Origin of the sequence: Endozoicomonas sp. SESOKO1, from assembly GCF_024606265.1 — a bacterium.
Classification (GTDB): Bacteria; Pseudomonadota; Gammaproteobacteria; order Pseudomonadales; family Endozoicomonadaceae; genus Endozoicomonas.
Genome location: NZ_JAHHPP010000013.1, coordinates 1 through 13,903, shown reverse-complemented (window position 1 = coordinate 13,903; position 13,903 = coordinate 1). Strand labels below are relative to the sequence as shown.

At 48.3% G+C, this 13,903-nt stretch carries 13 protein-coding genes; 4 read left to right on the top strand and 9 right to left on the bottom strand.

All coding sequences use genetic code 11. The features are described 5' to 3' along the window. Window positions 1-100: 100 nt before the first annotated feature. Complete coding sequence (locus KDK13_RS00880) at window positions 101-403, bottom strand: isoamylase early set domain-containing protein (RefSeq protein ID WP_257282842.1); 303 nt, start codon at window positions 401-403, stop codon at window positions 101-103. Between the two features lie 445 nt (window positions 404-848). Here KDK13_RS00880 and KDK13_RS00875 point away from each other — a divergent pair, with 445 nt between their 5' ends. After that, on the top strand, window positions 849-1,877 hold the full coding sequence (locus KDK13_RS00875; RefSeq protein ID WP_257282841.1) for a metallophosphoesterase: 1,029 nt from the start codon (window positions 849-851) through the stop codon (window positions 1,875-1,877). Window positions 1,878-2,033: 156 nt separating this feature from the next. On the opposite strand, the gene KDK13_RS00870 is transcribed toward KDK13_RS00875, so the two are convergent. From KDK13_RS00870 to KDK13_RS00855, 4 genes are all read right to left on the bottom strand, one after another. Continuing rightward, window positions 2,034-4,040 (bottom strand): glycoside hydrolase family 172 protein, encoded by a 2,007-nt coding sequence (locus tag KDK13_RS00870; protein WP_257282840.1) that lies wholly within the window; start codon window positions 4,038-4,040, stop codon window positions 2,034-2,036. A gap of 162 nt (window positions 4,041-4,202) precedes the next feature. Then, window positions 4,203-6,095, bottom strand: coding sequence for a DNA topoisomerase IV subunit B (gene parE / locus KDK13_RS00865; RefSeq protein ID WP_257282839.1), 1,893 nt, complete (start codon window positions 6,093-6,095; stop codon window positions 4,203-4,205). Window positions 6,096-6,187: 92 nt separating this feature from the next. Beyond that, window positions 6,188-6,793 carry a YqiA/YcfP family alpha/beta fold hydrolase gene (locus tag KDK13_RS00860; protein ID WP_257282838.1) on the bottom strand — a complete coding sequence of 202 codons (606 nt, stop codon included), beginning with the start codon at window positions 6,791-6,793 and terminating at the stop codon, window positions 6,188-6,190. Then, a complete protein-coding gene (locus tag KDK13_RS00855; protein ID WP_257282837.1) occupies window positions 6,790-7,347 on the bottom strand; it encodes a TIGR00730 family Rossman fold protein in 558 nt (185 codons plus the stop codon). The genes KDK13_RS00860 and KDK13_RS00855 overlap by 4 nt, the downstream gene beginning before the upstream one ends. Window positions 7,348-7,440: 93 nt before the next feature. On the opposite strand from KDK13_RS00855, the gene KDK13_RS00850 reads away from it, so the two are divergent. After that, window positions 7,441-7,839, top strand: a complete 399-nt coding sequence (locus tag KDK13_RS00850) for an ERCC4 domain-containing protein (protein WP_257282836.1) — start codon at window positions 7,441-7,443, stop codon at window positions 7,837-7,839. An 18-nt stretch (window positions 7,840-7,857) separates the two neighbouring features. Further along, the gene (locus KDK13_RS00845) at window positions 7,858-8,151 is read left to right on the top strand and encodes a helix-hairpin-helix domain-containing protein (protein ID WP_257282835.1); all 294 of its coding nucleotides are present in this window, start codon (window positions 7,858-7,860) and stop codon (window positions 8,149-8,151) included. Window positions 8,152-8,159: 8 nt separating this feature from the next. Here KDK13_RS00845 and focA read toward each other — a convergent pair whose 3' ends face one another. After that, a complete protein-coding gene (gene focA, locus KDK13_RS00840) occupies window positions 8,160-9,014 on the bottom strand; it encodes a formate transporter FocA (RefSeq protein WP_257282833.1) in 855 nt (284 codons plus the stop codon). A 310-nt stretch (window positions 9,015-9,324) separates the two neighbouring features. On the opposite strand from focA, the gene KDK13_RS00835 reads away from it, so the two are divergent. Further along, window positions 9,325-9,834 (top strand): hypothetical protein, encoded by a 510-nt coding sequence (locus KDK13_RS00835; protein WP_257282831.1) that lies wholly within the window; start codon window positions 9,325-9,327, stop codon window positions 9,832-9,834. A gap of 17 nt (window positions 9,835-9,851) precedes the next feature. On the opposite strand, the gene KDK13_RS00830 is transcribed toward KDK13_RS00835, so the two are convergent. The 3 genes from KDK13_RS00830 to KDK13_RS00820 form a co-directional block, all read right to left on the bottom strand. Then, the gene (locus tag KDK13_RS00830) at window positions 9,852-11,324 is read right to left on the bottom strand and encodes a S41 family peptidase (RefSeq protein WP_257282830.1); all 1,473 of its coding nucleotides are present in this window, start codon (window positions 11,322-11,324) and stop codon (window positions 9,852-9,854) included. Between the two features lie 269 nt (window positions 11,325-11,593). Beyond that, window positions 11,594-12,757: a murein hydrolase activator EnvC gene (locus tag KDK13_RS00825; RefSeq protein WP_257282829.1), complete on the bottom strand. Its 1,164-nt coding sequence runs from the start codon at window positions 12,755-12,757 to the stop codon at window positions 11,594-11,596. A 92-nt stretch (window positions 12,758-12,849) separates the two neighbouring features. Further along, a partial coding sequence (locus KDK13_RS00820; RefSeq protein WP_257282828.1) for a hypothetical protein occupies window positions 12,850-13,903 on the bottom strand: 1,054 nt, incomplete at its 5' end.

The window sequence follows — 13,903 nt, the reverse complement described above, 5'->3', positions numbered from 1 at the left end:
AGAAACGTTCTTGAGCGATCAAGAACCCTCGCCCGCCAGGGCGGGGAGTGTCAGCCCGTCATCCCCTCCATAAAGAACGGGTAACGGGGTTTTCTTTTAATTACTTTTTGATTTTTGTAAAGACCACACTGTTATCACTGCCAAAGGGATTGGGCACGTAATCATCCGCGTTATGGTCGTTCTCCCAGGTGGTTTCATCCAGTAGATAGCGGAAATGGAAGGCTTTATCGCCAGGTAGCTTTACTTTGGTACGGAAGGCATTATCTTTCTTGTGGTATTTCATGGTAACCGGTTGCCACTGGTTAAAATCCGCAATCAGGGACACGGACTTGATACCCGGCTGAGTGAACTCAAACGTCACTTCGGTTTCTGCTGTTTTCTTGATAATTCTTTTCTTCAGCATACACAATCCTCAAGGTTTTGACGGCGTGAGTAGCCTACATTACAGCGATCGGTTGTAGTGATCAAATCAATAATAATACGACTATTGCCTATTGTTTAACTATGTGATGATCTGTACTGTACACGACAAAAATCAGTAGTAAGCCAGCGAGATCTACTATTTGTTACCACCACATTCAGCGTTTCTTTCTTCAAGTCGTTTTTGAGTAAGGTATTACGACCCGGTTGATAGCTAGCCATACAGCATTTACTCATCAGTCAGGGGCAACCTATCTGATCGCCAGGCTGTTCTGGGAGTTCAAATCATCCAGAAAGAAATACGACAGAATATATACCCCACAACGGTGAGATAACCCTTGAGAAGGTGATCGCTCTGTTGACATTATATGCGTTTGGCTGCTTTTATTATTACCACTGAAAATTCACCACTCTCCGAGGATTATCGGTTGTTTAAGCTGTTTTTGACCAGCGTGTTGCTATTTTTTGGCATCTTGCCACTAGCCTATATCAGAAAGAACCTCATTATTGAAAACGAGCTGTATGGCCTGTTTTTTGGTAATTATGTCTATCTTGCACACTACTTGCTGTTTACTGTACTGGTACTGCTGATCGTTCATTATCTGATAAAGCCTGTGCCAGTCTATCTTGGAAAATGGATTATTGCCGCTTCGCTATGCACAGTGACTGTTGTCGGTTATATCAACTATCGTTATACCGATGTCGTTCATACCCAAATAACGGTTAACAAAATTGCAGATAGAGAACGGCTGCGTATCGCCTTTGTCAGCGACCTCCATCTTATGCCAACGTCCAACAAACAGCTCTTTGTGGATATGGTAACGAAGATTAACGCTGAAAATCCCGACATCATTGTGTTTGGTGGCGATATTTTTCAGGACAGCCATACCAACGTTAATGATCGATACAAAAAAGTTTTTGCTGAATTAAAAGCAAAATATGGTGTCTATGCGATTCTTGGCAATCATGAATATTATGGTAACGATGTGGAAGGTAATGTTGCCTTTATCAAAAATTCAGGAATTGAGATTCTGCACGATGAGGCACTCACTATTGATGGCATTCACTTGATAGGCCGCGATGACATCGGTAATAAATTTGCCGTTACCAATCGGATGAGCCTGAAAGAAATTTATGAGCGCGACAATGTTCAAGCCAGTGACCCGATCATTGTCTTTGACCATAATCCCGTTTCCATACCTGAAAGTGTCGAGAACAAGGCCGATCTACAGGTTTCCGGTCACACTCATGCTGGCCAGTTCTTCCCTTATAATCTGATCTTGCGCCGAATGTACCCGAACGTCGTTGGCCATAAAGTTATCGACGGGCTGCACACTATCGTCAGCGCTGGTGTTGGCGTGGGTTGGTGGAAAATCATTGGGCCATGGCAAATGCCCTACCGATTTGGTACCAGTGGCCAAATTAATATTATTGATGTGAGTTTTGTAGCACCCTGAACAAGACGATATGATACATCAACGCTGGCTGTGCTACGCATGGCTCGCTACAGTCCCACAATAACAAATGGACGATAAAGCCTGATAGCTGTTATCGTCCATCGATTGCAATACCAATTATCGTTCCGTAGATATGCTTGTTACGGTTACTTGCAGTTATTTAATGGTAAGGTAATCGAGTGCCATATCTCCGCCATTAATTGATTGGATGGAGATAGTGTTGCGACCTTGTTTCAGCGTTGTGTTTGGCACAGGGATTGTCAGTGTGCCTTTGCCCTTAGCATTAAAGTCTGCAACAAGTGGCTTATCATTGAGCTTGAGCGTTACCGCCCCGACTGCTGGTAGCTTCTGTGCAACAAGCGTGAGCGTGCCTGTCTTCTCTTCGCCTGAATAGAATGATGCATTGACAACATCCCCCTTGCTAAAGTTTGAGATAAAGAGCTGGCTACGGTTACTCCACGCGCGGTTTTCTGGTTGTGAGTAGACAACGCTTTCAGCATTGCTTTTGGTCTCGATTTTGAATGCTTCTGCTTCGATACGTTCATTGAAACGTACTGGTGTTTTCACGCCTTGGTGTGGATTGTTTACCAGGCTTGCTTTACTTTCTGCAGTTCCATACCAGAATGTTGTTGGTGCGTAGTCGACGTTTCCGCTGCCTGCCCAGTGCCATAGCTCCATATCCAGCTTGAGAGACTTATTGAATGTCATCACATCAAGTGCACGCCAACGGTTATTCACGGTCAGGCCTATACCACGGTTGCCTTGTGCAATCGGCTGACCGAGGAAAGGTTGAGCAAAGGTTGCGCAGCCAACCCAGGCGTAAGAATAGTAATCTTCTGTTCCTGTACCGAAGTGTGAAGGGAATGTTTCGCCATCGATATAGATTTTTTCATCGCCTTCTCCCCACCAGGGTTGCTTAGGCTCGCCATCAACGTAATTGTAAATAGCCAGGCTATCGCCAACATATTTACCTTTACCATCGATAGTGATGTAGTTCAGGTCTCTGTGCGGATGAGTCGGGATTTTTGAGTATGTATGCCAATTTGCATGGAAGTAGAGCGAATCGTTATTCCAGTCCCATTGAGTATGTTTGACAGAAAGGTTCTTGATGGTTACAGGTTTTTCAGCGAAGTTATGGATGGTTATTTCAGCATTCCTTTGGAATGGCATAATCCATTGGCTTGACATTTCACCGTCGAATGAGACTTTATGGTATCGTCCGTTAAACTCAGTTGCCAGCGTGTATCCAGTGCTGAAGAAGTCCCCGACAGGAGTCCAGACAGTTTTTTTACCATCAAACTTCATTTCAATAACTGTTGAACGCAATGCCTGCTTGTAATCTTCCGAGATAAGTTTCATTGCAAACTTACGGATTGCTTTTTCACCTGTGATTGTAATTGTCTTGCTTGTGTTTGGTGCGAGTGTGATGTCGTTATGCATAACACCGTCAACTGCGCCTTGATATGGCTTGTTTTCCACAATGTCTTGCTGCGTGTCAGCCAGGAGCTTTGCATTGTCTTTCAGCTCTTGCATTGCGAATGTTTTGACTGGTGTTCCTTTTTCGTATGCACGGTAATTAATAGCGAAGTAGAATGGGTCATCTTCGCCTTCGTATGTGACTTTACATCCGTTTTCATATGGGATTGGAACATAGAGGTTGACACCGCTAAGCAAGTAGCCTTTTCCCTTGTGGTCTTCACGGAAAGTACCTGTACGCGCTGAGAGAATGCCGTCAGCCAGGAGTTTGCCGCTGATAATGTCTAAAAACTTTCCTTCAATAGCTGGTTTATCTGAGCCGTCCAGGTAGAAACGGATGGTTCCATTTTTAAATCCCCATGTGAGATATGTTGACCAAAAGCGCACGATTGCTCCTGGACCCTGAACATCCATCAGTACACGTTCTTTGCGACCGTGATTGACCTCCTCACGGATAAATCCACTGCCATCACCGTTAGCAAACCAATCTTCAGCTGGCGACTTTGATGCCCGGTCATAACTGCTTGCCTGTGCAAGGGTGAAGTCATATTTATCTTCACGAGCGAGTGCTTCACGATTGGTCATTTCTTCCAGAAGTGACTTGAAGGAAACTTCTGCAAATGCATTTTCGTGTATGAGTACAGAGCTAGCGAAGAGTGCTGCGAGAATAAAATGAGTTCTTTTCATTTCTTTTGCTATTTAATAGGTACGCTTCAGGAAAAAGCACAATAATGCCTGAAACCAGGAGTTATTACTTTGTCAGATATCAACCTTGTTGAATCTATGTACTAGCCCGAATATTTCATAAATAAGAGCAGGTTCCGCCCAATCACTTCTCTTTCCAGGCATTTAAGCAATTTCAACCAGGTTCCCCCTGGACTCCAGCCAGGACTTGCGGTCTGAGCTACGCTTCTTGGCCAGCAGCATATCCATCCGCTGAGTCGTCTCCTGCTCATCGTCCAGCGTCAACTGAACCAGACGACGAGTGTCGGCAGACATGGTGGTTTCACGCAGCTGCAGAGGGTTCATCTCGCCCAGTCCCTTAAAGCGTTGCACATTGATCTTGCCTTTCTTTTTCTCGGCACGGATACGTTCAAGAATGCCTTCTTTCTCCGCTTCATCAAGGGCGTAATAGACGTCTTTGGCCACATCAATCCGGTAAAGGGGAGGCATGGCAACATAAATATGGCCACGTTCCACCAGCGGGCGGAAGTGTTGAACGAACAGGGCGCAGAGCAGTGTCGCGATGTGCAGGCCATCGGAGTCAGCATCGGCAAGAATGCAGATTTTGCCGTAGCGCAAACCATCCAGGTTATCCGATGCCGGGTCAACTCCCAGTGCTACGGAGATGTCGTGTATTTCCTGGGAGGCCAGCACTTCCGATGAGTCCACTTCCCAGCTGTTGAGGATTTTCCCCCGCAACGGCATGATGGCCTGGTACTCACGGTCACGGGCCTGTTTGGCAGAGCCGCCCGCCGAGTCCCCTTCCACCAGGAACAGTTCGGTCATGCCCAGGTCCTGACTGGCGCAATCCGCCAGTTTACCCGGCAGTGCTGGCCCCTGGGTTACTTTTTTACGGGCGACCTTCTTGGCCTTGCGCATCCGTTTCTGGGCATTGCTGATGCACAGTTCTGCCAGCAGTTCAGCTTCAGCGGTATGCTGGTTCAGCCAGAGACTGAAGGCATCTTTTGCCACCCCAGAGACAAAGGCGGCACACTCTCTGGAAGAGAGGCGTTCTTTGGTCTGGCCGGAGAATTGCGGGTCTGCCAGCTTGGCAGATAATACGTAGGCACAGTTTTCCCACAGGTCATCGCCACCGAGTTTCACGCCTCGGGGCAACAGGTTCCGGAACTCACAGAATTCCCGGATTGCTTCCAGCAGGCCGGTTCTCAGGCCATTCACATGGGTACCGCCCAGCGGGGTGGGAATCAGGTTGACATAGCTTTCCGTCAGCAGTTCACCACCCTCGGGTAACCATTGGACGGCCCAGTCTACCGCCTCGCTTTCCCCTTTCAGGGCGCCGGTAAAGGGGTCAGCGGGGAGCACGGCAAAGCCCCTTGTGGCACTTTTGAGATAGTCATTCAGGCCATCTTCGTAATACCACTCGGTAACGTCTTCAGAAATCCGGTCATCAAATTCAACCCGCAGTCCAGGGCAAAGCACTGCCTTGGCCCGGAGGTTATGCATTAGTCGGGGTACAGAAAACCGTGGGGAGTCGAAATAGCTGGCATCGGGCCAGAAATGAACCGTTGTGCCGGTATTGCGTCGGCCGCAGGTGCCGGTTTCGTGGAGGTCTTCATCCTTGTAGCCATCTTTAAAGCTGATGGATGACACGATGCCACCACGGCGAACGGTCACTTCCAGACGGCTGGAGAGCGCATTGACCACAGAAACACCCACCCCGTGCAAACCTCCGGAGAACTGGTAGTTCTTGTTGGAGAATTTACCACCGGCATGCAGGCGGGTGAGAATAAGTTCAATACCCGAGATGCCATGTTGCGGATGGATATCGGTGGGCATGCCCCGGCCATCATCCACCACTTCCAGAGACTGGTCTTTGTGCAGGGTGACTTTGATATGGGAAGCAAAACCTGCCAGGGCCTCATCCACGCTGTTGTCGATGATTTCCTGGGCAAGATGGTTTGGCCGGGTAGTGTCGGTGTACATTCCGGGGCGTTTGCGCACCGGGTCGAGGCCACTGAGTACTTCAATCGCCTCGGCGTTGTAGTCGTTTTTTACCATGAGTCCTTGCTGACTGATCGCTTGATGACGCGGAGCTTGAATATTGAATATAGAGAGTGTAACGAATGGACGGTGATTTGTTCAAACGGATGTCAGAAATCCGGTTTCAGAAAGTCAAAGACTTCTGGCAGCATTTTCTCAAAATGCTCAAAGGCGTGGCTGCCACCTTCCTGTACGATCACCCGGCATTGCTGATATTTTTCCAGTGCCTGCCGGTAGTCCAGAGTTTCATCCCCCTTCTGTACCATGAGCAGGGTGTTTTCCGGTGATGCCGGAGGCTCGACTTCCAGAAGCAGCAGCTGTTCAACATACTCTTCGGTCATTACCCAGTCGGCACCGGTATGATAGTTTTTCTGGGGGCCAAGAAATGCTTCGAATCCTTTATGGGGAACAACGGCCGGGTTAATCAGCACCAGTCTCGCCTTTTTGCTGTGGCCATTAACAAGCAACCAGTGTTGCAGCCAGGTACCCAGGAAACCGCCAAGGGAGCTGCCAATGATGTAGATATCCCGCAGATCCAGCGACTTTTTCAGGTGGCTCTGTAAACACTGCACAATATCCGATGGAAAAACCGGCAGGTCCGGTATCCATAATTCAATATCCAGCTGGTTATCACGGACATATTCTGTGGTTTGAATCGCCTTGCTTGACTGGGATGAACTGTTCAGGCCATGCAGATACACCAGCAGCGGTTTCATATTCTTGCCCCTGTCATTCTATTCAGCAATCTATTCGCCAATGCTACCGGCGAGTGGTCAATCAACAGCTGGTCATACCAATAGCGGGTGATGAAGCCTTCATCCACGGCATTTTCCAACCAGGCCACCAGGTGATCATAATAGCCAGCCGTATTCAGAATAGCGCAGGGTTTACCATGGTAGCCTACCTGCTGATGGGCAATTTCCTGAAACAATTCATCCATACTGCCAGCACCACCGGACAAGGTGATAAAGCCATCCGCCAGTTCACCCATTTTCTGCTTGCGCTGGTGCATGTCTTGCACATGGATCAATTCACTCAAGCCTTTATGGGCCTGCTCCTGTCCGACCAGGGCGTGGGGAATCACACCAACCACTGTGCCACCTCCGGCGATGGCCCGGTCAGCAATGGTGCCCATCAGTCCAACATTGCCGCCGCCATAAACGATGGTGATGCCCTGCTCTAACAGCAAGTCCACCAGGGCCTCGGCAGCCTGACGGTACGCTTCCTTACGACCAGGCCGGGCACCGCAGAAGATTGCCACTGATTTCATTGCTTATCCCTCTAATTCTCTGCATGGCAGGGGTAAGGATACACAATTAGCTATACTCCTGCCTGTCCTAATGATCAGAATAATTCTCATACTATGCATAATATCGTGATTGACATTGATTATCGGGAAAGAGCTTCAGGGATTATTGACACTCTGCAGGATCGGGAAGGGGTTGTCGTGAACACCGTCGCCCTTGAAAGCGGGGATTATAAAATCAACAACGACTGGCTGGTTGAGAGGAAAACGCTGATCGATCTGGCCGCTTCCATTATTGATGGTCGGTTATTCCGGCAGCTGAGCCGGTTTTGTTTTCCTTATCGAAAAGTTTTATTGATTGAGGGTACTGCTGCCATGTTGTGTTCATCGGGTATACGACGGGAGTCTATTCAAGGGGCCCTGGTCACGGTGTCACTGTACTTTGGCATTCCTGTACTTCGTTCAAGGAACCCGGATGAAACCGCTGCATTACTGATGATGATTGGACGACAATGAAGTAAGTTTCGAGGGGTTATGAATTCTGCGGGCATTGGCTCCCGGCCAATTCAATCCAAAGATCCTGTCCGACAAAAGTTGAATATGCTGCAGTGTTTGCCAGGTGTTGGTTCGCTGAAAGCCCGGGCTCTGTTGCAGAAATTTGGCTCTATTGAAGCCGTCTTGTTGAGTACGGTTGAAGAGCTGGCACAAACCCGGGGGATTGGCAGAAAAACAGCGCAGGGCATCAAGCAGATGGTAATGCATTCCCACGCCGGAACCACAGGGTCTGCCAGCGTGGGAGGTATGATTGCATCAGAGGTCATTCAGTAAAGCACTGATTAACCTTTAACACGAAGGTGCACAAACCACTTGCTCAAGCCAACCATCACACCACCACCAATGATATTACCGATGGTAACCGGCAACAGATTCATAAAGATGTTGCCCAGGTTGATCACGTCGAAATCGGCAGCGGTGTAACCAATCGCCTGCCAGAATTCAGGACCCGCCAGGGACTTGATCATATAGCCCACAGGCAACAGGTACATGTTAGCTACGGAGTGCTCAAAACCGGCGACAACAAACGCCGCTACCGGCAGAATGCAGGCCATCATTTTACCGGCAGCCGTGCGGGCACTCAGGCTCATCCAGTAGGTCAGGCAAACCAGCAGGTTACAGAGGATGCCCAGGATCAGGGCCTGGAAGAATGGATAGCCCAGCTTGGCCTTGGCAATATACATGGAGGAGAGTCCTACCTGACCATTGCCGCCTTCCCAGACACCGCCACCAATAATCAGCAGGGCAAAGAAAATAGAGCCGATAAAGTTACCCACATAAACCAGCCCCCAGTTTTTAACGATGTTACGGAACTTCAGTTTACCCGTTGCCTTACCCATCAACAGCAGAGTACTGCTGGTAAACAGTTCGGCACCACAAAGCACCACAAGCATCAGGCCGGTACTGAACACAATACCGCCCACCAGTTTCGACATACCGTAGGGCATGCCCTGGGCACCGGCCATCACCACGGAATAGAACATGCCGGCAATGGCAACAAAAACACCGGCCATAATCGCCAGAATCACGGTTACCTCAGGGTGTTTTTTTGCTTTGCCTATTGCCGCCTGCTCAGCCAGCTTAGCCATTTCCGCAGGGGGAACAGCACCATAGTTGGGCATATTTTGTACTTGCATGGGGTTATCCACAGCCAATCGATTTTGGCGCTAAGTCTATCAGTGAGAAGAATCGGGTATCAGAGTGGTAAGTTCAGCGAGCGTTACGGAAAATACTTAGCGAATAATCTGAACGCTTAATGAAAATGAATCAGTGAACAAAAACTGTGCCTTAAAAAAATAGATAGAGTTTGTGTAAATGAACAGTTGATTCTTGTGATAAATACAGAGAGGATAAAATTATACCGTTTTCCAGTTCTTCATGCACCAATGGAGAAAAGGTTGGAGGGAAGGTGCCATGAGAAGGGTGCCATGAGATGAGAAAAGTGCCATGAATAGTCACCTGCTAATCATTGCCCTGGGAGTCACTGTTATTGGCACTGCACAGGCAGACGACCATGTGCAGATGACTGGTGCTGCAGACCTGGTACCAGAGCACCATGCTGCTACTTCCCAGGATAAGGCCCACGCTTCTACCATAGAACTCAGCAATCAATCATTAAGCCCGTCCGATAATGCCAAAGGCCTGCGTATTGATTATCAGCCATTTGATAACAACTTCAGTATGTCTGCCGGTAGCTTCCATCATTCATCGAAAGATTCACAAAATGTACGCTATAACAACAAGACCTATCTTGGTGTCGGTTGGAAGAAGATGGTTGATCAGGCCCGCCTGGGTGTCAGAGTGGACATTGGTGCTGTTTATGAGAACAATGAGGGGAGCAACCTCGCAGCCCCTACTGTCCATAGTTTGAAATCCATCTCAAAAAGCAACTTCGATGAAACGGCAACTGCCCGCTGGCAGCCCGTTATCAGTTTTGGTGTTTCCTACCGTTTTTAGGCTTTTGTTATGGGCAGTTATGGCGCTGTTTTCATTGGCTTGAGCGCCGCAGTCTTCTTTTCTTCTGGTTTAACAGCGGTAACCGCATTAATGTGCATCCCTTTTAATACGTTCAACGCCTGATTCAGCTGATAATCCTGGGCCAGCAGTTCAGCAATCTCTTCCTCTACCTTAGCGGATTTGGCTTTCTTGGATTCATCATCTTTATTGCCATTGCCGAGATGTCGCTGCAAATCAGCTTCCTTATACTGCTGGGGGGCATCAATCGGGGTGACTTTGGCACGCTGGACCACAATATCCGGTTTAATGCCTTCGGCCTGAATGGATCGGCCATTGGGCGTATAATACAAGGCAGTGGTCAGCTTTAATCCTTTGGCTGAATCAACACTCAGCGGCAATACGGTTTGTACCGACCCCTTGCCAAAAGACTCGGTCCCCATCAGAACTGCACGTTTATGATCCTGCAGGGCACCGGCAACAATTTCAGAAGCAGAGGCAGAACCACCATTGATTAATACCACCAGAGGGACTCCCTCTGAAGGGTCATCAGCAGTTGCATTAAACCTCAACTCAGAGTTTGGAATACGCCCTTCGGTATAGACAATCAACCCTTCGCTGATAAAGGCATCGGTAACGCCAACCGCAGCCTGAAGCACCCCTCCCGGATTGTTGCGAAGGTCCAGCACCAGCCCGTGAAGCTTACCTTCTTTCTGTTCTCGCTTGAGTTCTTTTAACGTATCGACCAGCTCATTGCCGGTATCCGCCTGGAACTGACTGACACGAATATAGCCATACCCCGGCTCAAGCTGTCTGGCCCTGACACTCTGGACTTTGATAACCGCACGCTCCAGGGCGATCTCAATAGGTTTTTCCGCACCCTCACGAACAATAGTCAGCTTGATAGGGGTGCCAGCTTTACCGCGCATTTTATCAACCGACTCTCCCAGGCTCATTCCCTTGACAGATACACCATCCAGTTTGATGATCAAATCCCCTGCCTGAACACCGGCTTTTGAGGCCGGTGTATCATCAATGGGGCTCACCACCTTGATAAAACCATCTTCCATGCCCACTTCAATACCCAGCCCTCCGAACTCTCCGGAAGTATTTTCTTCCAGCTCCTTGAAGTCATCCGGTTTCAGATAAGCAGAATGTGGATCAAGCCCGCTGAGCATCCCCTGAATGGCATTTTCCAGCAGTGTCCTGTCATCAACTTCCTCGACGTAGGCTTTTTTGATGCGTTCCATGACTTCGGTAAATGCCCGAAGTTCATCCAGAGGCAGCCTTCCTTTGGGCTGTTCAGCATCCCCTGTGTCTTGAGCTACTGGGGACTGGCTGTTAATTTCAGAGGCAGGAGCCTTTGGAGTCTGTTCTTCCTGAACAGCTGCATCAGCCCAGCCATTCAATGCCAGCCCGGTAGCCAGTACCAGAAGCAACGGCTGCACAAAAGAAGTTTTGATCAGCCGTTTAAGGTTAAAAATCAATTTCATGAATGCTCCCGGGCATTATTTAAAATCAGTGAAGTATAGAAATTACTTATCGGTATCACCGGTTGAAACTACACTGAGTTCGGGATAAAGCCTGATAAGAGAAACCTTTCCACCGGTTGCACTGTAATGACAAATTGTTGCGATAAGTTGTAGTGATAAATTGTAGTGATAAATTGGCCAGGGCATGCCAGTGTCTGCATCAACCTGTGTCGTCACCAAATCGCTCCGCCACTTACTCACCAGTAAATGTTTCTATCCTCACTTTCTCGCTATTGCCGACCAAGCCATAGCGAAGGGTCCTGGGGTTTGCCATTCAGACGCACCTCAAAATAAACACCCCCGGTTTGCTGCCCACCGCTCTGACCACTTAATGCCAGTGGCTCACCCGCCAGCACAGTATCACCTTCCTGCCTGAGAATGGAGTCATTGTGCGCGTAGAGTGTCAGGAAATTATCGCCATGGTCAACGATAGCCAACAGGCCATAACTGCTTAGCCAATCGGCAAAGATCACCCGGCCATCATGAATGGCATTAACCGTCGTTCCGGATGTTGCGGCAATAAACATGCCCTGCCAGCGCATGCGTGTTTCCGGATTCTGATCGTTGAAGTTAAACAGGACTCGTCCTTTTACTGGCCATAACAACTTGCCTTTACGACTTTTGAAAGAGTCGCTGTTGCTGAGCTGTCGGCTGATAATACTGGCAAGCAACTTACCCAGCTTCTCCCGCTCCTGTTCCAACTGTTTAAGGGCCTTTCCTCCCTTTTGATATCGACTCGCCAACTCACTCAACAGTTTTTTACGTTCAGACTGCTGTTTGACCAGCGATTGCTGTTTCTGGTCAATCTCTTCTTTTTCCCGGTTAAGTCGGGTAATGAGTGTTTGCCGGGCATTTTCCACGGATTTCAGTTCCGCAAGGGTTTTCTCGTACTCCCGGATCGACTGAAGTTGTGCCTGTTGAAAGTAATCAAGATAAACCAGTTGCCGGGAAACACTTTCCGGATCCTCCTGGTTCAGCAACAGCTTGATGCGGCTGTCGCCCAGACTCTTGTATAGCGATTGCAGACTCTGGACCACCTGGGCCTTCTGCTGCTCACTCTTTGCCGTCAACTGCTGCTGACGGCTCTGGAGCTTTTTTATTTCGCTCTGCCCCTCCTTGAGACGGGTTTCCAGGGTACTGATATCAGCGTTCAGTTGCTGTATGGCCATATCGTTCTTCTGAACCTGTTTCTGGGCAGAAGTTCGAGCTGTATTGAGTGATTCCAGTAGCTCTTTCGTATGCTGTATATCATTTTCAATGGCCCTGATTTCTGCCTCGGTTGCAACCTGTTCATTACCGATACCCCATTGAGGAATGATTGAGCAGGCACTGAACAGCAGTGCTGTGAAAACCCCGTTATACCTGCCCGGGAGCAGCGAATTGAAAAGCATCATGTGAGGAGTCTTTGGCTATTGGCTGAAACCCTGTCAGTATGCCTGCAATTAAAGATCAGATATAGTGACGGAAGGTCATGAAAAACTCCCCCTCACCACATCATTTTTCCAGGGTCGGTTTGTGACTTTTTATTGATTTCCTTAAACGTTATGTTCATTCTGTGCACAATCTTTTTCACAGCCCACTCCTTGCAATCTATCTTGAACAGATCCTGGATCAGTTTTCTAACATTATTGGCGGACCATTTGTTTGCATTAATGCCAAAATCAGAGGGTTTATTACTTTCAAGGATTGTCCTTAGCTCTACTTTTTGCTGTTCAGTCATGAAGGGAGTTATTCTTTTGCGGGGGAATTGACCTGATGTTGTATCAGTTGTTGTATTAACTGTTGTATTAAATGTTGTATTAAATGTTGTATTAATTGTTGAATCGATTGCACCAGACTGAGACCGTGGATTGGCAAATTGGCTGAAAAGTCTGGACAGTTCCAGCTTATCCCGGTTTCCAAACAAAAAATCCTCAATATACTTATCGAAGGCTATGGCAGGAAAGTGTGGCCTTGCGTCCTCTATCAGATCCTTAAAGCAGCTTAACTCCTGCATTCGCTGCGCATAAGTCCGCTCCTGATCAGAAACATCCGATGTTGTACATGCCGGAGGATTATACTTGTCCATATCGGTATAGATCAGGGGATTGCCTTGATCCCGGTTATTTCGGTGTACATCAGGCACGTCAGCAGCAAAGTCACTCATTAATTGAGATCCTTGCCCAGCTTGAGTTAGCCGGTTATTGCCGGAAAAGTCGGTGCTTGCTGTTGGTATTTCAGGTCGTTCGAAATATTTGTTGTAAAGTTCGGACAGATCCAGGTTTTCTCTTTTTCCAGACAAAAACTCCCCGATGTGCTGATTCACGACGTTGGCAGGAAAGAGAGATCGGGCCTCCTTAATCGTGTCCTGATAGCGACTTAACGCGTCTATTCGCACCGCATGAGCCCGGTCAAGGGCATAATGATCCGTTGTTTTGGGTTCATGTACGTTCATGCCGTTAAGTGCCTCGGGCATTCGTTGATCATGGTTACTCCGGTATACGCATGAGACATTACCGGCAGGGTCAACCGTACACCGAGACATATGCCTGAGCTGAAAT

What these genes read in the sequence shown, in the direction of transcription:
- KDK13_RS00880 (WP_257282842.1), bottom strand. Translation starts at nt 403, where the DNA reads ATGCTGAAGAAAAGAATTATCAAGAAAACAGCAGAAACCGAAGTGACG.
- KDK13_RS00870 (WP_257282840.1), bottom strand. Translation starts at nt 4,040, where the DNA reads ATGAAAAGAACTCATTTTATTCTCGCAGCACTCTTCGCTAGCTCTGTA.
- parE (WP_257282839.1), bottom strand. Translation starts at nt 6,095, where the DNA reads ATGGTAAAAAACGACTACAACGCCGAGGCGATTGAAGTACTCAGTGGC.
- KDK13_RS00860 (WP_257282838.1), bottom strand. Translation starts at nt 6,793, where the DNA reads ATGAAACCGCTGCTGGTGTATCTGCATGGCCTGAACAGTTCATCCCAG.
- KDK13_RS00855 (WP_257282837.1), bottom strand. Translation starts at nt 7,347, where the DNA reads ATGAAATCAGTGGCAATCTTCTGCGGTGCCCGGCCTGGTCGTAAGGAA.
- KDK13_RS00850 (WP_257282836.1), top strand. Translation starts at nt 7,441, where the DNA reads ATGCATAATATCGTGATTGACATTGATTATCGGGAAAGAGCTTCAGGG.
- KDK13_RS00845 (WP_257282835.1), top strand. Translation starts at nt 7,858, where the DNA reads ATGAATTCTGCGGGCATTGGCTCCCGGCCAATTCAATCCAAAGATCCT.
- focA (WP_257282833.1), bottom strand. Translation starts at nt 9,014, where the DNA reads ATGCAAGTACAAAATATGCCCAACTATGGTGCTGTTCCCCCTGCGGAA.
- KDK13_RS00835 (WP_257282831.1), top strand. Translation starts at nt 9,325, where the DNA reads ATGAATAGTCACCTGCTAATCATTGCCCTGGGAGTCACTGTTATTGGC.
- KDK13_RS00830 (WP_257282830.1), bottom strand. Translation starts at nt 11,324, where the DNA reads ATGAAATTGATTTTTAACCTTAAACGGCTGATCAAAACTTCTTTTGTG.
- KDK13_RS00825 (WP_257282829.1), bottom strand. Translation starts at nt 12,757, where the DNA reads ATGATGCTTTTCAATTCGCTGCTCCCGGGCAGGTATAACGGGGTTTTC.